Raw genomic sequence first — 19950 nt, 5'->3', positions numbered from 1 at the left:
GTTGGGGTTTTGTGCTGCTTCTCACTCTATAGTACAATGAAACGAGCGAAAAAGTTAAACATTGAGGAGCGATTGATGATGTTGTGGCACGAATTGACCATACATACGACGGAGGAAGCGGTGGAAGCCATCTCGAATTTCCTGCATGAAGCGGGAGCGGGCGGCGTTTCGATCGAAGAATCGGGGAACTTGAACAAGAAGCGCGAACGTCCTTACGGGGAGTGGTTCGACCAGCCGTTGAACGATATTCCGGAAGGCCGCGCGGAGATCAAAGGCTATTTTTCCGATGACGTAAATATCGAAGCCGTGCTGGAAGAAGTCAAAAGCCGTACCGTGGAGCTGGAAACATTCGATATCGACACGGGCAGTCCGACGTACGAGACGCGGTTGGTCGACGAAGAAGAATGGGCGACGGCATGGAAAGCTTATTACAAGCCGTTAAAAGTATCCGATACCCTCACGATCAAACCGGTGTGGGAAGAGTACGAAGCGTCCGAAGGCGAACGCATCATCGAGCTGGACCCGGGCATGGCTTTCGGCACGGGGACGCACCCGACGACGGCTTTGTGCCTGCGCGCGCTGGAAAGCATCGTCAAAGGCGGAGAAGACGTCATCGACGTCGGCACGGGTTCGGGCATTTTGTCGATTGGCGCAATCAAGCTGGGAGCAAAACGGGCATTGGCGCTCGACCTCGATCCGGTAGCCGTAAAAAGCGCGCAAGAAAACGTGGCGTTAAACGGTTTGTCCGGCGAAATCACGGTCAAAGAAAGCGATCTGCTGTCCGTGCTGCGTCCCGAAGGTCACGGTGCATCGTCGGATATCGGCGTGGAGCTTCCGGTTCAGATCGTCGTTGCTAACATTTTGGCCGAAATCATCCTGCTGTTCACGAACGATGTGTTTGAAGCTTTGCGCCCGGGCGGCTTGTATCTGGCATCAGGCATTTACAAGGATAAAGAAGATGCCGTGCGTGAAGGATTGCTTGCGGCAGGTCTGACGATTCGGGATGTGCATCGCGAGGAGGAATGGCTGGCATTTATCGCGGAAAAGGTGGTCTAAATGAACTTTTTGGCCTTTTCTTGGGACGTTCTGCCGTTTGTTCTGATCGTATTGATTATCGCGTTTACCGTGCACGAATTCGCGCACGCGTATGCGGCTTACAAATTCGGCGATCCTACGGCGCAGCTGCTCGGACGCGTCACGCTGAATCCGGCGCGACATGTCGATTTTCTCGGCATGATCCTGATTCTGGTTGCCGGATTCGGTTGGGCGCGTCCCGTTCCGGTCACCCGCGAGAATTTTAGCAAACCGAGGTTGATGGGGATTATCGTCTCGGCGGTCGGCCCGCTCAGCAATCTGCTGATTGCGTTCGTCGGAGCCATGATTTTTTCCGCGTTGTCGGCATACGGGGTTTTGCATGTCGTGATCATGGACGGTACGATTTTTTATACGCAAGAAGTATCCAGACTGCAGGAAGCGGCGGCTTATTTCTTTGCTTACCTGATCCAGATGAACATCCTGCTGTTCCTGTTCAATCTGATCCCGCTGCCGCCGCTCGACGGTTATCGGATTATCGAGGATATCGCTCCGCTGCGAATTCGTCGTAAACTGCAACAAATCGAGCCGTATTCCATCTTCATTTTCCTGTTGATTGTGTTTATTCCGCCGTTGCGGGAAAACACGATCGGTCGCATGTATGTATGGATCGAAGATCTGATGCAATTGTTCCTGAATTGGGGCGCGTCGATTTTCGGATAACCGCAGACTTTTGCCATAGGCTTAACGACCGGCTTTTCCTTAGGGAAATGCCGGTTTTTCGCGCCATCTACTGGTCAGCGGAGGCCAAATTGTGTATGATGGAATTTGGTCAAAAACGGAAGAGAAGTGGATGAGCGATGCAGAGATATTTTGTGGAAAACGAACAATTCGAAAATGAAAAAGTCCGCATTCTCGGCGAGGATGCGCGTCATATCAGCCGTGTTATGCGCGGTCGCGCGGGAGACAAGATTATCGTGTGCGACGGTGCCTTGCGCGTAGTGCTTGCCGAGCTGGAAATCGTCGAGCAAAGCGAAGTTATCGCGGCTGTCATTGAAGAGATCGCCGAAAAGAACGAAGCCCGTTTCCGGGTGAGTATCGCCCAGAGCTTGCCCAAGGGTGACAAGCTGGAGACGGTCATTCAAAAATGTACCGAGATCGGCGCGGATGCGTTCGTTCCTTTTCTGTCCGAGCGGACAGTGGTCCAGTATGATGCTAAGAAGGAAGAAAAGCGTCTTCAGCGCTGGAGCAAGATCGCCAAGGAAGCCGCAGAGCAAAGTCACCGCAGCCGCATTCCGGAAGTCAAGCAGCCGCTCACGTATAAGCAGCTGCTGAAGACGTTCGGCAATTACGATCTGGTACTGTTTTGTTATGAAAAAGAAAACGGATTGCAATTGCGCGACGTCGTTCGTCCGTTTGCGGAAAGTCGCCGGGAAGGCGAAGCGAACGTGCTGCTGGTCGTCGGACCGGAAGGCGGATTCGCCGAGCGGGAAGCCGACGAAGCAGAAGCTGCCGGCGCTAAAATTACGGGACTCGGCAAACGCATCCTGAGAGCGGAGACGGCGGGAATGACCGCGCTGTCTTGCATCCTGTACGAGTCCGGAGAAATGGGAGGAAGTTTATAATGCCATCAGTTGCTTTTTATACGCTGGGTTGCAAAGTCAATTTCTACGATACGGAAGCCATTTGGCAGCTGTTCAAAAAAGACGGATACGAGCAGGTGGAGTTTGATCAGACGGCGGACGTTTATCTGATCAACACCTGTACGGTCACCAATACGGGCGACAAAAAAAGCCGTCAGATCATTCGCCGCGCGGTCCGCCGCAATCCGAATGCCATCGTCGCGGTGACGGGCTGCTACGCGCAGACGTCCGCGGCCGAGATTCTGGAAATTCCGGGCGTCGATCTGGTGATCGGCACGCAGGACCGCGAGAAGATTCTGCCGCTCGTCGACGAGATTCAAGCCAAGCGAGAGCCGATCAATGCCGTGCGCAACATCATGAAGACGCGGACGTTCGAAGAGTTGGACGTGCCGAGCTTCAACGGTCATACCCGCGCGTTCCTGAAAATTCAGGAAGGCTGCAACAACTTCTGCACCTTCTGCATCATTCCGTGGTCGCGCGGACTGTCCCGCAGCCGCGAACCGCAAAGCGTGCTCGCGCAAGCGCGTCAACTGGTGGCAGCAGGCTATAAGGAGATCGTGCTGACCGGCATTCATACGGGCGGCTACGGCGACGATATGGAAAACTACCGACTGTCGGACCTGATGGAAGAGTTGGATAAAGTCGAAGGGCTGGAGCGGATCCGCATCAGTTCGATCGAAGCCAGCCAAATCGACGACAAGATGCTGGAAGTGTTGAAGCGTTCGACCAAGATGTGCCGTCACTTCCATATTCCGCTGCAAGCGGGCGACGACTCCGTATTGAAAAGAATGCGCCGCAAGTACACCACTGCCGAATTCGCCGAGAAGATCGCGCGCATTCGCGAAGCGATGCCGGACGTGGCCATCACGACCGACGTGATCGTCGGCTTCCCGGGCGAAACGGATGAAATGTATCAAAACGGTTATGACTTTATGAAAAACATCGGTTTCTCCGAAATGCACGTGTTCCCGTACTCCCAGCGCACAGGCACGCCTGCCGCGCGTATGGACGATCAGGTGGATGAAGAAATCAAAAACGCGCGCGTGCATGAACTGATCGAGCTGTCGGAAAAGATGCAGTTGGAATATGCGCAAAAGTTCATCGGCGAAGTCGTGGACGTCATCCCGGAGAAAAACGAAAAAGGGACGTATCCGCAAGGTTTCGTCGGCGGGCACAGCGACAACTATCTGACAATCGTGTTCGAAGGCTCGCAGGAGCTTCAGGGCCAACTGTGCCGCGTCAAGATTACGGAAGCGGGCGCAAACGAATGTCGGGGTCAACTGCTGCGCGTTCTGGATGAAGTGCGCACGCCGTCGGTATCCTAAACTCGGTTTTTCGGCCGATTGCGGGGACGTAGGCAGAAGGGACTTCGCCGGAGGTTGCGAAGTCCCTTTGCTTGCGAAAAGGTAGAGCACGGATAAGGAGAGAAGACGGTGAGCAGAACGGAAATATCGGCGGGCGGCGTCGTCTATCGTACAGAGGACGGACGGCTGCAAATCCAACTGATCCAGGATCGCTACGGCAAAGTATCGTTGGCCAAAGGCAAACGCGAGCCGGGCGAGACGCCGCGCGAAGCGGCATTGCGCGAAATCCGCGAGGAGACGGGTATCGAAGGCCGGATCATCCAACTCGTGGACATTATTCGCTATCAATACGAGAACGAAAAGTACGGGCTTGTCGACAAAGAGGTCCGTTATTATTTGGTCGAAGCGCTCGGAGGCGAATTGCGTGCCCAACAGGAAGAAATCAGGGGCGTGGAATGGTTTTCGCCGGAGGAAGCTTTGATCCTGCACAAGAAATCAGGTTATGAGAACAACCATCCGATTCTGAGATCGGCCATGGAAATGCTCGGGTTGAAACTGTAGTTTACAGCTTCGCATACGGGCGGCAATTTGAGGAGGAAGCAATTTGGCAAAAGTCATATTGGACAAGAACCGGAAAAAGCGTCTTGAAGAAGGCCATCCGTGGATTTATAAAAGCGAGATCTCAAGTACGGAAGGAAATCCGGCGCCCGGCGATCTGGTACAAGTGACCGATCATCGCGGCAAGCCGCTGGGTACGGGATATTATAACGAAAATTCGCAAATCACCGTCCGTCTGTTGTCTCACGGAACGGTCGAACAGATGGACGAAGCCTTTTTCGTTTCGCGTTTCCGGGATTGCTTGCGCCACCGCGATCGTTTTGTTAACGGAACGGCTTATCGTCTTGTTTACGGCGAAGCCGACTTTTTGCCGGGCTTAATCGTGGATCGGTTCGATGATGTGCTGGTCGTGCAAATCCTGACGCTCGGCATGGACCGCCGTCGCGCCGAGATCGTCAGCGCATTGGTCGAAGTGATGCGTCCGACAGGCATTTACGAGCGCAGCGACGTGTCGGTCAGAAATCTCGAAGGTTTGGAAGAGACGACGGGAGTTCTGTACGGCGAATGCCCGCGTCACGTGACCGTCAAAGAAAACGACCTGCTGATCAAAGTCGATATCGAACAGGGCCAGAAAACGGGCTATTTCTTCGATCAACGGGAAAACCGAGCTTCGATCCGTCCGCTCATGACCGGATGGGGCGAACGCAGCGGGATCGAGCTTCAGGACGTAGAAGGCGAAAGCCGCCCGGTCAACAAAAACGGCAAAGTCGTCGAGTTCCCGTACTGGGACGGCGCGACGGTGCTGGAATGCTTCTCGCATACGGGCAGCTTTACGCTGCACGCCTGCGAATACGGCGCCAAAAAAGTCACCTGCCTCGACATTTCGGCGCATGCGATCGAAAGCGCGCGCGAGAATGTCGGCCTGAACGGCTTTGACGACCGCGTCGAGTTCGTGGTCGCCGACGCGTTCGATTACTTGCGGGAAAACGTCAAAGGACTCGAAGAACGCAAACGCCGCGCCGAAGGCTTGTCCAAAGTGGACACGTCCGTACCGATGCCGGCAGGCGGCGGCCGCAGCTGGGACGTCGTGATTCTTGACCCGCCCGCATTCGCCAAAAGTCGTTCGGCAGTCAAAGGCGCGGTTCGCGGTTATAAAGACATTAACCTGCACGGCATGAAGCTGGTCAGCGAAGGCGGTTATCTGGTAACGGCCAGCTGCTCGTACCATATGCGTCCGGACTTGTTCCTGGAGACGATTCAGGAAGCTGCGCGCGATGCAGGCAAAACGCTGCGTCTGATCGAATGGCGCGCCGCAGGCAAAGACCATCCGCAAATTTCCGGCGTGGAAGAAGGGCATTATCTGAAGTTCGCGATTTTCGAAGTGCGCAGCCGTTAAGTGTTCGCGCAAACGTTAATCTTTTTCCTTACTGGAGATTTATTCAAGCTTGCTTTTCGCTTTTGGGCGGGAAGCAAGCTTTTTTCATTAGAGCTGTCAATGTTTGAAATCGGCTTCTTCCCGTCGTACGCTATAAAAGAGGCTGTTAGGGCGTTGACCGTTTTCGAAACGAGGTCTACGTTCGAGTTGCAAACACGATCATCCAAAATGTCTGAGATCAGGGAGGAATCGTTGTGAACGGGGAAACAAACGAAAGGAACAACAAAAAAGATCGTGGTTTAAAAAAATCAAGCAGCGGCCAAAGTACCGATTCGTTGGCGGGACAATACGAAAATATTCAGAACCGTGACGATCTGCGCCGAGAGGTACGTGCGCTGCCGGGCGAGATCTTGCGCGACTTTGCGTCTACGGTCGGTTTCTGGATAACCATCCTTTTCTTTTGCGGAATATTGACCGGCTTGGGCGCCTGGGTAGGGTATGTCATCGGCGAAGACAGTGACGGAGCATGGCTCGGAGCAGCGATTATGGGAGGCATTTCGCCGATCTTGGTCGGATTTATGCTGGCTTTGAATATTCCCCGTCGAATTTGGCGCAGAATAACCGGACGTAAGCATTGAATATAACAAGAACGTATGTTCTTTTTTTGTTTGCTCGAATCAGGTATACTATATAGGTGAAGCAACCGCTAAAGTTTGCAAAATAAGGAGGCCATCGGCCGATGACGTTACAAATTAGACTCGGACGTTCGGGCAGCGGCAAAACAACCCGGATACTGGATGAGATGCGTACTAAAATGAAAACCGATCCGTTGGGGCCGCCCATGCTGCTGATCGTGCCGGAGCAATCGACTTTTCAAAGCGAGTACGCCTTGTTTGCTCGGGAAGAAGGAGGAGGAAGCCTGCGCGCGCAGGTCGTAAGTTTTCACCGACTGGCCTATCGCGTTATGCAGGAGACGGGCGGATCGGCGCTGACGGCAATCGGAGACGAAGGGAAGCGGATGCTGCTGTATCGTCTTCTGCGCGAACGGCGCAGCGATCTTCGTCTGTTCGGCGCTTCCAGCGAGCAGCCCGGATTTATCGCTAAACTGAACGACTTGTATACGGAACTCAAGCGCTACAAGATCGATTCCGTTTTATTGGAAGAACATATGAGCGACTTGGTCTCGATCGGCCATTCCCCGCTGCTGCGCGAGAAGTTGGAGGACGCGCTGCCGATCTATCAGGATTTTGAAGGAAAGCTATCCGAGCTGTACGTCGATTCCGAAGATACGTTGATTCGCCTGGCGGGCCAATTGAACGATTCTTCATTGGTAAAAGGAGCGGAGATTTGGATCGACGGCTTCGACAGCTTTACGCCGCGCGAGTATGAAGTGATCGGCGCGCTGCTCGGCACGGCGGATTCGGTCGTTTGCTCGTTAACTTTGGATCGTCCTTACGACGGCGGCGAACAGCCCGGCGACCTGGATCTGTTCCACCAGACCGGGACGACCTATCGCAAGCTGCGCAAGTTGGCCGAAGCATTGGATCACGGATGCGAGATTGTTTCGGAAGAGCCGGGAGAACTGCCGAGATTTGCTTCCAGTCCGATGCTGGCAAGGCTGGAAGCCGAACTGCGCGGAGACCGAAGTTCTGCACGCGGCGGCTTGAACGGAGAGGTTCCGCTGAACGCGGACGGAGAACCGGGCATTACCTTGCACGCGGCGGACAATCGACGGGCCGAAGCCGATGCCGCAGCGCGCGAGATGCTTCGGTTGGCCCGGGAAAAAGGCGTTCGTTATCGCGATATGGCCGTATTCGTGCGCAGTCTGGACGATTATGAATCCGTGCTGGCGCCGGTGCTCGAAGATTACGGGATTCCCGTGTTCACGGACCGCCGAAAAGGCGTACTGCATCATCCGTTATCCGAATTCGTGCGCGCCGCGCTGGATGTCGTGCTTCGTCGCTGGCAGTACGAGGACGTGTTCCGCTGCGTCAAAACGGACCTGATGCTGCCGGAAGACGGCAGCATCACGCGCACGGAACTGGATCGGCTGGAGAATTTCGTGCTCGCTTCCGGCATTCGCGGCACAAGATGGACGGACGGCCGTCCGTGGCGCGAAGCGCCGAAGCTCTCCTTGGACGACGAAGGCCGTCCGGTCGCGCAGGAAGCCGCCGAGGAAGCGGAAGCCAGAATGGCGCGTCTGGAAGCTTGCCGGGACCGCATCGTGGCTCCGTTGTCGGATTTCGAAAAGAATTTGAAGCAGGCCGAGACGGCAAGAGAGATGTGCGAGAGCGTGTATCGGATGCTGGAAGCGGCCGAAGTTCCGCAGCGGCTCGATCGATTGGCGCGTGAAGCAGCCGAAGCCGGCGATCCGCAGTCAGCCGACGTGAATCGGCAAATTTGGGGAGCGCTGCTCGATCTGTTGGACCAAATCGCGGAGTTGATCGACGACGAGAAGGTTACGGTCGAGGAATTCGCAGGGATGCTGGAAACCGGAATCGCCGGATTGACGCTGGGCCTTGTGCCTCCCGCGCTTGACCGCGTGCTGCTCGGCGATATGGACCGCACGCGGCCGCTGGATCTTCGTTACGCGTTCGTGCTGGGATTGAACGACGGCGTCGTGCCGCTCGCTCCCGTGCAAAGCGGACTGCTCAGCGAGCCGGAGCGGATCCGCCTGGCCGAGAGCGGCTTGGAATTGTCGCCGGGTTCGGAACGCCGAATGCTGGACGAAAAGCTGCTCGTTTACCATACGCTGACGAGCGCTGCGCATAAGCTATGGTTAAGTTATGCGCTTAGCGACGACGAGGACAAGCCTTTGCTGCCTTCGGAAATCGTGCTCGACCTGCGCGCGGCGTTCCCGTTTATTCGCGAACGCCGCGAACAAGGACTGCCGGCAGTCGGCATGGAACGAGCCGATTACGAGCGTTTTATCACGCGGCCCGAGCCGACGCTGCCGCATCTGCTGGCCCAGCTTCGATTGTGGAAAACGGGCGCGGAAATTCATCCGGTCTGGTGGGAGGCGCTCGGCGCATATCAAGGCGATCCGAAGCGGGAGGCTTTGCTGAACAGCCGATTGGCTTCATTGGTGTATGCCAACGATTCGGATCGGTTGACCCGCGATACCAGCGTGCGTTTGTACGGCCGAAATCTGCGTTCCAGCGTTTCCCGGATGGAAAAATTCACGGCTTGCGCCTTTTCGCATTTTGCTTCGCACGGTTTGAAGCTCAAAGAACGTCAATTGTACAAGTTGAACGCGCCCGATATCGGACAGTTGTTCCATGCGGCGCTCAGCGATATCGCGATGCGGCTGAAGCTGGAAAACCGGAGCTGGGGTTCGCTGTCGGCCGAAGAATGTTTGGCGGAAGCGCGCGCATCGGTCGACAAGATCGCACCTAGGCTGCAAGGAGAAATCTTGTTCAGCACAAGCCGTTACGGATACATTTCGCGCAAGTTGATGGATATCGTCGGCCGCGCTTCGGTCATTTTGGGCGAACATGCGCGAAGAGGCGATTTCGAACCTCTCGGGATCGAAGTCGATTTCGGTCCGGGCAAAGACATTCCGGCGCTCACCTTCGAGCTGGATAACGGCTGCACCATGGAAATCATCGGACGGATCGACCGGGTCGACGTGGCGGAAGGCGACGAAGGCTTGCTGCTGCGCGTCATCGACTACAAATCCAGCTCGAAAGATTTAAAGCTGCACGAAGTCTACTACGGTCTGTCGCTGCAAATGTTGACCTATCTGGATGTCATTTTGACGCATGCTGAGCAGTGGATCGGTGCTCCTGCGCTTCCGGCCGGAACGCTGTATTTCCACGTGCAAAATCCGCTGCTTTCTTCGCAAAACGGATTGGCTGCGGATGCGGCATCGCAGGAAATGCTCAAGCGGTTCAAAATGAAAGGGTTGGTGTTGGCGGACGCGGACGTGGTCGCCAAAATGGACCGAACGCTTGCCAGCGGACAATCGCCCGTTATTCCGGTCGCGGTCAAAAAAGACGGAAGCTTCTACAGCAGCTCTGCCGTCGCCGATCCCAAGCAGTGGGAGTCTTTGCTAAAAGGGGTACGCCGTAATATCGCGGGCATCGGCAAACGGATCACGGAAGGCGAATCGGAAGCTCGTCCTTACCGTATCCAGCAGGAGACGGCTTGCGACTTCTGTCCGTACCGTTCGGTTTGCCAGTTCGACGAAAGCTTGGATCATGCCGGCTATAATCATTTGGGCAAGCCGGGCAAAGACCGGATTTGGGAAATGTTCGACGAAAAGGACGAGGACGGCCTGAAGGAGGAGAATCGATAAATGGGAATGACATATGCCGAAAAGCCTTCGGGCAGCCAATGGAGCGATGACCAATGGAAAGCGATCGCGGTCTCCGGCGGCGATATGCTGGTGGCGGCAGCGGCGGGATCGGGCAAAACGGCCGTGCTCGTCGAGCGGATCATCCGCAAGGTTACCGATCCCGATCAAGGAACCGGCGTGGACCGGATGCTGATCGCGACGTTCACCAAAGCGGCGGCATCGGAGATGCGACAACGGATACGCGACGCGCTGAACAAAGAGCTTTCCGCCGATCCGCAAAACGAACATGTGCGTCGCCAGCTGTCGCTGCTCGGCCAGGCGTCGATCACGACGCTGCATTCTTTTTGTTTGGAAGTCATTCGCCGCCATTATACGCTGATTCCGCTCGATCCGGCTTTTCGAATCGCGAACGAGCATGAGAGCGAAATCATGCGTCAGGAAATATTGGAAGAGCTGTTCGAAGAAAACTATGCGCTGGAAGAAGACGGGCGGCTGTTCCGGCGGTTGATCGACTGGTTCGGCGGCGAACGTTCCGACGATCCGGCTTTTGCCTTGGTTCAGCGTTTGTACGACTTTGCGCGCAGCCACCCGTGGCCGGAGCATTGGCTTAGAGAATCGGCTGCGGCTTTCCGCATAGACGACGCGCAAACGCTCGGCGACACCGATTGGACCCGCAGCTTGATGGCCGATGCGCGTTTGGCGCTGGCGGGCACGGAAAACCTTTTGCTGCGTGCTTATGATCTGGCTGCGTCTCCTGAAGGGCCTGCGCCTTACCTCGATACGCTGCAAAACGACCTCGACATGGTTCGGCGTCTGCAAGCCGCGGCGCAGCAGGAGCCGTGGGAACAGTTATATGCCCATTTCGAGAGTATGGCATTCGGCAAACTGAGAGCGGTCCGCAAGGACCAGTGCGACCCGCAGATCAAAGACCAGGCCAAAGCGCTGCGCGATGCGGCCAAAGACGATTTGACGGACATTCGCGAGTTTTATTTCGGCCGCTCGCCCGAAACGTTCATGGCCGAGTTGAATGAAGCGGCTCCGTTGATGGAAGAACTTGCCGAGCTCACGATCGAGTTCGGAGAGCGTTACGCGAAAGCGAAAAAAGTACGGGGCATGGTGGACTTTTCCGACTTGGAGCATTACTGCCTGCGTATTTTGCGCGATCCTGCTTCGCGGCCGGGTCATCCGGTACCTTCGGCGGCAGCTTTGGAGTATCGGGAGCGCTTCGATGAAGTGCTGCTCGACGAATATCAGGATACGAACTCGGTGCAGGAGGAGATCGTATCGTTGATTGCCAGAGAAGGAGCCGGCAACCGCTTTATGGTCGGTGACGTGAAGCAAAGTATCTACCGCTTCCGTTTGGCCGAGCCGGGATTGTTCTTGCACAAGTACCGCGATTACGGAGAAGATTTCTCCGAAGGCGGACTGCGCGTCGATCTGGCTCGCAATTTCCGAAGCCGGAAAGAAGTCGTCGAGGCGGTCAACGGCATTTTCCGGCGGATCATGAACGAACGGGTCGCCGAAATCGCCTACGATGAACGCGCGGAGCTGGCCTACGGCGCGCAAGCTTATCCGGATGCGGAACATGGCGAGTATGCGCCCGAGCTGATGTTGGTTGAGCGCGGAAGCGGGTCGGAAGCGGATGAGGCCGCGCAAACCGGACTTGCCGCCGAAGCGTTGGAGATCGAGGCGGCAAGGCTTGAAGCGCGCGCGATCGCGGCCCGTATTCATGAACTGGTCGGCTCGATGCCGGGCAGCGAAGCTCTTTCGATTTATGACAAAAGCGCGGGCGGACTGCGTCCGACCGAATACGGAGATATCGTCATTCTGCTGCGTTCGGTGAGCACTTGGGCGCCGATGATGATCGAAGAGTTGAGATTGGCGGGCATTCCGGCGATCGGCGATGCGGCGCGTGGTTATTTCGAAGCGACCGAAGTCGAAGTCGTCATGTCGCTGCTGAGCATTATCGACAATCCGCAGCAGGATATTCCGCTTGCTTCGGTATTGCGTTCCCCGATCGTGGGGTTGACCGAAGACCAGTTGGCGCAGGTACGTTTATGCGGGCCTCGGGTTTCCTTTTACGAAGCGGTATCCGCGGCGGTTGAGACGGAACCCGCAACTAGTGAAAGCTTGGGCGCAGAGGATTTTGCACATGCGGCTGGGAGGTTGGGCTCGACAGTATCGGAATCGTCAGGAAAGGCGACCGTCGTTGATCCTTCGCTGAAAAACGTGCTGAAGAGTTTCATGGATTCCTTGGAACGCTGGCGGGACTTGGCGCGCGGCGGCGAGCTTAGCGAGCTGATCTGGACCTTATACCGGGAGACCGGGTATGCCGATTGGGTAGCAGGGCTTCCGGGCGGCGTGCAGCGTCGGTCGAACTTGCTGGCGCTGTACAATCGGGCGGCACAATTCGAAAAGTCGACTTCGGCGCAAGGATTGTTCCGTTTCCTGCGATTCGTGGAGCGATTGAAAGAAAACGGAGGCGATTTGGCCGAAGCCCCGTCGGAGGCGGGACAGGACTCGGTACGAATCATGACGATTCATAAAAGCAAAGGGCTGGAGTTCCCGGTCGTATTCGTTGCCGGACTTTCCAAAAACTTTAATATGCAGGATCTGAATGCCCCGTTCATGACGCATAAAGAACTGGGCTTCGGTCCCCGATTCGTGAACGAAACCAGTCGGGTAAGTTATCCGACTTTGCCCGCGCTTGCGATTCGCAGACGGGCGCACATGGAACTGTTGGCCGAAGAAATGCGGGTGTTGTACGTAGCATTGACCAGGCCGCGGGATAAAATGATCCTGACCGCTGCCGTCAAAGACGTGCCCAAACGTATTGCGGCCTGGATGCAATCTGCCGGAAGCGCGGAAGGGATCGCCGATTATACGCTGGCCAAGGCGCGTTCTTATCTCGATTGGGTCGGCCCGTCGCTGATTTTCGAAACGGGAGCCGAAGAGCTGCGGAAAGCGGCCGATCCGGCTGTATCCTCTGCCGCGCCGGTCTCCGATCATGGGTGGGTGTTCTCGGTGCGCAGCGGCGATGCGGAGTCGGCTGCCGAACGCGCGGCGGGAGAAGAACTTTATGCCGAACGCATTCAACAGTTGAAAGCCATTCTGGGCGGCGAGCGGATCGAAGGCTTGCGCGGCGACTTCCGGGAACGCTTCGATTGGGTCTATCCTTACGCGGAAGCAGGCGGTGCCGCGGCGAAAACTTCGGTCACGGAAATCAAGTCCCGGTTCGCGGGAGACGAGTATCCGGCAGCCGATGCTTTGGAAGCGGCTCGGATCGTGTCGGGACTGACGGAAAAGCAGCCCGAAGAATCGTCGGAAAATACCGGGGATTCGCCGACGCTTCAGCTTCGACGCCCGAGATTCATGGAACGAAGCCGCTTGACGGGAGCGGAGCGCGGCACGGCATACCATACGTTGATGCAGCATCTGCCGATCCAAGCGGACACAGGCGAGAGTGAAGCTTCGGAGACTCTGGCGGCGCTTGTCGGCAAAAGCATTCTGCTTCAGGTCGAAGCCGATACCGTCGATCCGGCGGATATCGCGGCGTTCATCCGCAGCGATATCGGAACGCGTGCGTCTGCGGCGGAGTGGGTGCGCAGAGAGCTTCCGTTCAGCACGGGGATCGGAACCGACGATGAACTGGGCGCACTGGTCCTGCCTGTTCGAAGCGGCGCTTCGGGAGCTTGGCCGACCGATATCGAAAAAGCGGCTTCAGGGTTGGACCGTCGCGTGCGCTTGGAACGTTTGCCCGGCGAACGCGTTCTGGTACAGGGGGTTGTGGACGTTCTGTTCCGCGAAAACGGGAAGCTGATTTTGCTCGACTACAAAACGGATCGGCTTCGTCCGGATCGGGGAATCGAAGACCTGTCCGCGCATTATCGTTTCCAGCTCGATTTTTACGCGCGGGCTGTCGAAGAGATGCTGGGCGAGACGGTTGCGGAAAAATGGCTGTACTTTTTCGATGCAGGACAAGGCGTCAGACTATAAAGATATGCGTGGGCCCTAAGCAAGATACGGGCAGCGATAGAGACGGATATAGAGGAAGGGGCGCGAAACATGCGCGTGCTGCATACGGCAGACTGGCATCTGGGCAAAACGCTGGAAGGCCGAAGCCGATTCGAAGAACAGGAAAAATTCATGGAAGAGCTGGTGGAAATCGTTCGGAGGGAAAAGGTCGATCTGATCCTGATGGCGGGCGACGTGTACGATAGCGTCAATCCTCCGGCCGCGGCCGAACAGCTTTTTTACGAAAGCGTAGCCCGAATTCGGGCAGAAGGCTGCCAACTTGCGGCGATTGCCGGTAATCACGATCACCCGGAACGGGTCGCGTCGGTGCGTCCGTTGGTCAAAGACAGCGGAATCTCTTTGATCGGATTGCCGACGGAAAAAGCGCTCGCGCTCGACGTGGCGCGAACGGGAGAGCGCGCGATCATTGCGGCGCTTCCTTATCCGTCGGAAGCGCGCCTCAACGAGCTGTTGACGATCGACGGCACCGACGAAACGCTGCTGCGTCGGGCGTACAGCGAGCGCGTGGGAATGTTGATGCGCAAGCTGGCCGCCGATTTTTCGCAGAAAACGGTCAATTTGGCGATGAGCCATATCTATGTGCTCGGAGGTCTTGAATCCGATTCGGAGCGTCCGATTCAAGTCGGAGGCGCTTATACGGTCGATCCTTCGGCATTGGCCTCCGGTGCGCAGTATACGGCGCTGGGACATTTGCACCGTCCGCAATCGGTCAAAGGCGAAGGGATCATTCGGTATAGCGGCTCGCCTATTGCTTATAGCTTTTCCGAAGCGGGGCAGGCCAAGTCGGTCATGCTGATGGATATCGAACCCGGCAAAGAGCCTAAGATCGAAGAGATTTATTTATCGTGCGGACGGCAGCTTGTGGAATGGAATGCGAAAGAAGGCCTTGCGCAGGTATACGGATGGCTGGAAGAAGGTCGGGATGCGGGAGCGTTTATTGACCTGAAAATCACGTTGACCGAAGCGATGTCCCTCGGCGATATTCAGTCGCTGAGAAAAACCTGCGAAGGACTTGTTCATATCCGTCCCGTATATCCGCAGCTTGAACAGGCGGATATGCCGGAAGAGCGCGTGCGGTTGCCCATGCACGAGTTGTTCAAAACCTTTTACCGCAAACAGACGGGAGGCGCGGAGCCTGATGACGCTATGGTAGCCTTGTTTATGGAATTGGCTTCCGAAGATCGCGACTCTGCCGCGGAAGGAGGAGATCCCGAATGAAGCCCATTACGTTGAAACTATCGGGCCTGCAAAGTTATCGCGAAGCGCAGGAAGTCGATTTTACCGAGTTGTGCGAGACCGGCTTGTTCGGCATTTTCGGACCGACCGGAAGCGGGAAATCCACTGTGCTGGATGCAATCACGCTGGCGATGTACGGCAAAGTCGAGCGTGCCTACGGAGGGACGCAAGGCATCATGAACCATTCCGAAGATACCTTGTTCGTCGCCTTTACGTTCGAACTCGAATCTTCGGCGGGGGTGCGTCGGTTCCGAGTCGAACGCCGCTTCAAGCGTACGGGAGAAGTGTCGGTCAGCAATACGTTAAGCCGGTTTATCGAAGTCAAGCCGGAAGGCGACGATGTCGTTGCCGATAAGTTGGCGGACGTAACGCGTGCGGTCGAAGAACGCATCGGGCTTAAAATGGACGATTTCACGCGCGCGGTCGTGCTGCCTCAAGGCAAATTCGCGGAATTTTTATCGCTGAAAGGCAGCGATCGGCGGCAGATGCTTCAACGTCTTTTCCACTTGGAGCAATACGGCGATCGGCTTATTCAAAAGCTGAATAAGCGTGCTCGCGATACGGAAGGTTCGCTGCGTGCAGTCGAGGCCGAGCAGCAAGGTCTCGGACTCGCTTCTGCCGAAGCGGTGGAAGAAGCGAACAAGCAGTTGGCGAAATCGTCCGCTTTAGCGGAAAAACAACGGAAATCGTTCGATGCGGTTACCGCCGAGCACAGCAAACTAGCCCGTGTGCGCGAACATGCCGGCGAACGAGAGCGGGTGTTGGCGACGCTGGAAGAGTTGCGCAGTCGAGAGGAGTCGGTACGCGAGCTTCAGATTCGGGCCGAACGGGGAAGAGCTTCGGCGCTGCTGCTGCCGACGCTGGAGCGCTTTCGCGCGGCGGCAATCCGTGCGAAGGAGTTAACGGCTGGAGCGCAGCGGCTGCGTACTGCATTGGATGAAGCGAAAAGCCGCGCCGATGGTGCAGTTTCGGCGGAGAGCAAGGCGCGCGAAGCCTTAACAAGCACAGAACCGCAGTTGCTGCGCCGCACGGCGGAATTGGAGCAGGGGCTTCAGCTTGAGCAGGAGTTGGAAAAGCTGCGCGACGAAAGCGAACGTCTCGGGCGCGGTCGTAACGAAGCCGCTTCGCGTCTTCAACGAACGCGGCAAGATGCCGAAGACCTTCGGCGCAAACTGGAGCAGGCCAATCAACTGCGGACGGATTTGCAGGAAAAGCTGGATGCCTGCGAAGTTCGCAGCGCCGATCGGACAGAGCTGGAATCGGCAGGGCGCCTTGCGGATTCCATCGCGAGTCTGGAAGAGCAGCTACCGGGAATTCGCCGCGACTTGGAAGAAGCGCAGCGTCAAAAAAAGGAAGCCGAGACGGAACTTGCGGCAGGGCGCGAGCAAGAGCAATTCTGCCGACAAGAACTGGAGCGTTTCGCCGATCGGGCGCACGCTCAAAGTCAAGCCTTGCAGGCTTTCGAGGCAGAGCTATCCGATTGGCTCGAAGCTCTGGCGACAGAGGAGCGGCGTCTGGAGAATGCCGGTCTTGAACATGCTAGACGCCGCATGGCCGCAGAGTTGGCGCAAGCTTTGAACGAAGGAGATCCTTGCCCGGTCTGCGGAGCGACGCATCACCCGCTGCCGGCGGGCGAAGATCCTTCCGCCGCCGAAGCCGCGGCGGAATTGGAACCCTTGCGCGCCCAGCAGCTCGGCGCGCGGGAGCTGCGCCTCGCCGCCGCCCGCCTGCGGCAGGGCAGCGAAGCCCTGGCCGGACGCCTCCGCGAAGAACTCGCACAGGCGCCCGGCGCTTCCGCCGCCGCGCAGGCGGCAACCGGAACCCCTGCGCCTCTGCCCGCGCAGGACAACCCCGAGCCGCCCCTCGTCGCGGACGGCTCCAACCCCGGATCGCCGCGTGCCTCGGCGATCCCGCTGCCGCCGCAGGCCCGCGCGGACGAATTCGTCCGTCTGCAGGCTGAGGCCCAAGCCTTCGAGCGCGAGTCCGCGCAGCTCGAAGGCCGGGCAAGAGACGCCGAGCGCGCTTACGCGGCCTCCGCCCGAGGGGCGGAAGCCCCCCGCATCCGCCTGGACGGCGCGGCGCGCCAACGTCAGCGCGCAGCTGAGCGCTTAAACGAATTGGAGCAGCGGCTAAGCGAAGCCGAAGAGCGTTGGACAGCTTCCTTCGCCAAGCTGCGCCGGGACGAATTGGAGCGTCGGCGCGAAGACATTCGTAGCCGCGATACGCAGGCGGAAGAGTTGAAGCAGCGTCTCGATAAAAGCGTGCCCGTCATTCGCGGAATGGAAGAAACGCTAAAATCTCACGAAGAAGCTTCAACCGAAGCGGAACGGAGTCTCGTTCAGTTTACCGCTCAAGCCGAAGGCCGATCGGAGCTGCTCAAGGAAAAAGAGCTGCGTCTGAATGAAGTCTCCGGGGGGGCGTCGGTTGCCGAGCTTCTGCGCGAAGCGACGGAACGGCTGCAAAACCTGCGCCAGGCGGCGCAGCAAACGCGTCTTGATCTGGAGTCGGCACGCGAAGCCTGGCAGCTCGCTGCAAATGCTTCGGCTGCGGCGGAGCAAGCGGTCGTTTCTGCGGCGGAGCATGCGAGCGCAGCCGAAGCCTCTTGGAACGAAGCCTTGTCTGCCTCTTTATTTGCAACCGAGCAGGAGGCCGAGTCATCCGGGATGGCTGCCGATGAAATTACAGAGGCTGAGCGCCGCGTACAAGATCACCGCGAGCGCGAGCGCGAGTGGTCCGCTCGTTTGCGGGAGTTGGAAACATTGCTGGAAGGTGTTCAACTTTCGGAAGAACAGTGGGCAGACTGCGCGGCTCGATTGGAAGAAGCGCGACGCCTCGACGAAGAAGCCCTTGCAGGCCGAGCTCGTGCTCAGCGGGATTTGGAAGACGTGTCGGCAAGACATGGGCGTTGGAGCGAATTGGAAACCGCGCGCGTGGAGACTTCTTCGGAATTGGATCGTCTATCCCGGCTTCAGACCTGTTTCCGCGGGAATGCCTTTGTGGAATATGTGGCCGAAGAGCAGTTGATTCAGATCAGTCGGGCAGCTTCGAATCGCTTGCGATTCCTGACCAAACAGCGTTATTCGCTCGAAGTCGACTCCAACGGCGGTTTCGTCATATGCGACGATGCCAACGGCGGCGTGCGAAGACCCGTATCTACATTGTCGGGCGGCGAAACATTTCTGACCTCGCTATCGCTTGCGCTTGCTTTATCCGCACAGATTCAGCTGCGCGGCGAATATCCGCTTCAGTTCTTTTTCCTGGATGAAGGGTTCGGCACGCTCGATCCCGAACTGTTGGATACCGTGATTACTTCATTGGAGCATCTGCATAACGACCGGTTGTCGGTCGGCGTCATCAGTCACGTGCAAGAGCTGCGCGCCCGTTTGCCGAGAAGGCTTGTTGTCCAACCGGCAGACCATGCAGGCGCAGGCTCAAAAGTTGTTCTGGAAAAAATGTAATATAGAGTACGTGATTTCAATCACAGAGACAGATTCAAGTCATTGTTATAATACAGTCAGCCGACATCATATGAGAAGTACCCCGAACCGCGATTTTTCTCAGGTTTTCCGAAGCCTGGCCTGGTGGCTTGACCAAATTATAAGGTAAGGTTGCGCCCGCCTGAGATTTCGTACCTAAAGCGTGTACGAAGTCTCCAACGGAATCGCACCTAAAGCGCGTGCGTTTCAGGCGAACGTAAACCTGATTATGGTTGGTCAAGCTACTGGATCGTCGTTCAAGCATGCAGATCCTTTTGGACTTTGTAGGGGGCTTCTTTTTTTTGTCTTTTTTTGCGTTTGTTTGTACAATGAATAAGGCAGACTTGCGAAGTTTAGCATCGCACGGCGAACGGCTGCACGATTTTCGAATAGCCGCCGCCGAACAGACGAGGAGGAACCCATATGAGCGAGACGATTTTCAGCAAAATTATCGAAGGCAGTATCCCGAGCAAAAAAGTGTTCGAGAACGAGCGGATTTATGCTTTTCACGATATTCAGCCTGCGGCTCCCGTGCATGTACTGATCGTGCCTAAAAAACCGATCCCTTCGTTGAACGAGATCGAACAAGCGGATTTGGCCGTAATCGGAGAAATTCATCAGGTAGCCGTGCAGTTGGCTCAAGAACTCGGCATCGCGGAGAGCGGGTATCGGGTGATCAACAACTGCGGTTCCGACGGAGGCCAGACGGTGCCGCATCTGCATTTCCATTTGCTCGGCGGTGCCAAACTCGGCGCACTGACCGGAATTTCCGGATCGCACGAGTAAACGGGCGAAAAGCCTGAAACGTTCCTGCGACGGATAGCCGTTCAAGCAACCGAGGCAAGAACAGGCAGAAGTACGAATATATCCGTATAACCTTTTTTATAAGCATTGACACGGGGTTTAATTTTCGCCTATAATGAAAGTTGATTAACCGTGTTATGCTCTTGGACGGTCTGGTCGGAGGGAGGGGAAACTGGTGTCTGAAACTAAA

The 19950-nt window shown here is 56.7% G+C and carries 12 protein-coding genes; all 12 read left to right on the top strand.

Features of this window, described 5'->3' with window-relative positions; translation table 11 throughout:
- Nucleotides 1-78: 78 nt before the first annotated feature.
- On the top strand, nucleotides 79-1056 hold the full coding sequence (prmA, locus tag SACSAC_RS21070; RefSeq protein WP_037290012.1) for a 50S ribosomal protein L11 methyltransferase: 978 nt from the start codon (nucleotides 79-81) through the stop codon (nucleotides 1054-1056).
- Nucleotides 1057-1755 (top strand): site-2 protease family protein, encoded by a 699-nt coding sequence (locus tag SACSAC_RS21065; protein ID WP_037290010.1) that lies wholly within the window; start codon nucleotides 1057-1059, stop codon nucleotides 1753-1755.
- A 137-nt stretch (nucleotides 1756-1892) separates the two neighbouring features.
- On the top strand, nucleotides 1893-2657 hold the full coding sequence (locus SACSAC_RS21060) for a 16S rRNA (uracil(1498)-N(3))-methyltransferase (RefSeq protein WP_037290009.1): 765 nt from the start codon (nucleotides 1893-1895) through the stop codon (nucleotides 2655-2657).
- On the top strand, nucleotides 2657-4000 hold the full coding sequence (gene mtaB / locus SACSAC_RS21055) for a tRNA (N(6)-L-threonylcarbamoyladenosine(37)-C(2))-methylthiotransferase MtaB (RefSeq protein ID WP_037290006.1): 1344 nt from the start codon (nucleotides 2657-2659) through the stop codon (nucleotides 3998-4000). The genes SACSAC_RS21060 and mtaB overlap by 1 nt, the downstream gene beginning before the upstream one ends.
- Before the next feature lie 108 nt (nucleotides 4001-4108).
- Nucleotides 4109-4540, top strand: a complete 432-nt coding sequence (locus SACSAC_RS21050) for an NUDIX hydrolase (protein WP_037290004.1) — start codon at nucleotides 4109-4111, stop codon at nucleotides 4538-4540.
- Between the two features lie 43 nt (nucleotides 4541-4583).
- The gene (locus SACSAC_RS21045; protein ID WP_037290001.1) at nucleotides 4584-5933 is read left to right on the top strand and encodes a class I SAM-dependent rRNA methyltransferase; all 1350 of its coding nucleotides are present in this window, start codon (nucleotides 4584-4586) and stop codon (nucleotides 5931-5933) included.
- 233 nt (nucleotides 5934-6166) lie between these two features.
- Complete coding sequence (locus SACSAC_RS21035) at nucleotides 6167-6550, top strand: hypothetical protein (protein WP_037289996.1); 384 nt, start codon at nucleotides 6167-6169, stop codon at nucleotides 6548-6550.
- A 101-nt stretch (nucleotides 6551-6651) separates the two neighbouring features.
- Nucleotides 6652-10209: a helicase-exonuclease AddAB subunit AddB gene (gene addB, locus SACSAC_RS21030; RefSeq protein ID WP_037289994.1), complete on the top strand. Its 3558-nt coding sequence runs from the start codon at nucleotides 6652-6654 to the stop codon at nucleotides 10207-10209.
- On the top strand, nucleotides 10210-14205 hold the full coding sequence (gene addA / locus SACSAC_RS21025; protein WP_037289992.1) for a helicase-exonuclease AddAB subunit AddA: 3996 nt from the start codon (nucleotides 10210-10212) through the stop codon (nucleotides 14203-14205). It begins immediately after the preceding gene.
- 69 nt (nucleotides 14206-14274) lie between these two features.
- On the top strand, nucleotides 14275-15462 hold the full coding sequence (locus SACSAC_RS21020; RefSeq protein WP_037289989.1) for an exonuclease SbcCD subunit D: 1188 nt from the start codon (nucleotides 14275-14277) through the stop codon (nucleotides 15460-15462).
- Nucleotides 15459-18938, top strand: a complete 3480-nt coding sequence (locus SACSAC_RS21015; RefSeq protein WP_037289987.1) for an AAA family ATPase — start codon at nucleotides 15459-15461, stop codon at nucleotides 18936-18938. The genes SACSAC_RS21020 and SACSAC_RS21015 overlap by 4 nt, the downstream gene beginning before the upstream one ends.
- A 441-nt stretch (nucleotides 18939-19379) precedes the next feature.
- A complete protein-coding gene (locus SACSAC_RS21010; RefSeq protein ID WP_037289985.1) occupies nucleotides 19380-19742 on the top strand; it encodes a histidine triad nucleotide-binding protein in 363 nt (120 codons plus the stop codon).
- The last annotated feature ends 208 nt before the right edge of the window (nucleotides 19743-19950 follow it).

This window comes from Saccharibacillus sacchari DSM 19268 (assembly GCF_000585395.1).
Lineage (GTDB): Bacteria > Bacillota > Bacilli > Paenibacillales > Paenibacillaceae > Saccharibacillus > Saccharibacillus sacchari.
The sequence above is the reverse complement of the archived record's forward strand: the minus strand, read 5'-3'. Positions and strand labels throughout refer to the sequence as shown.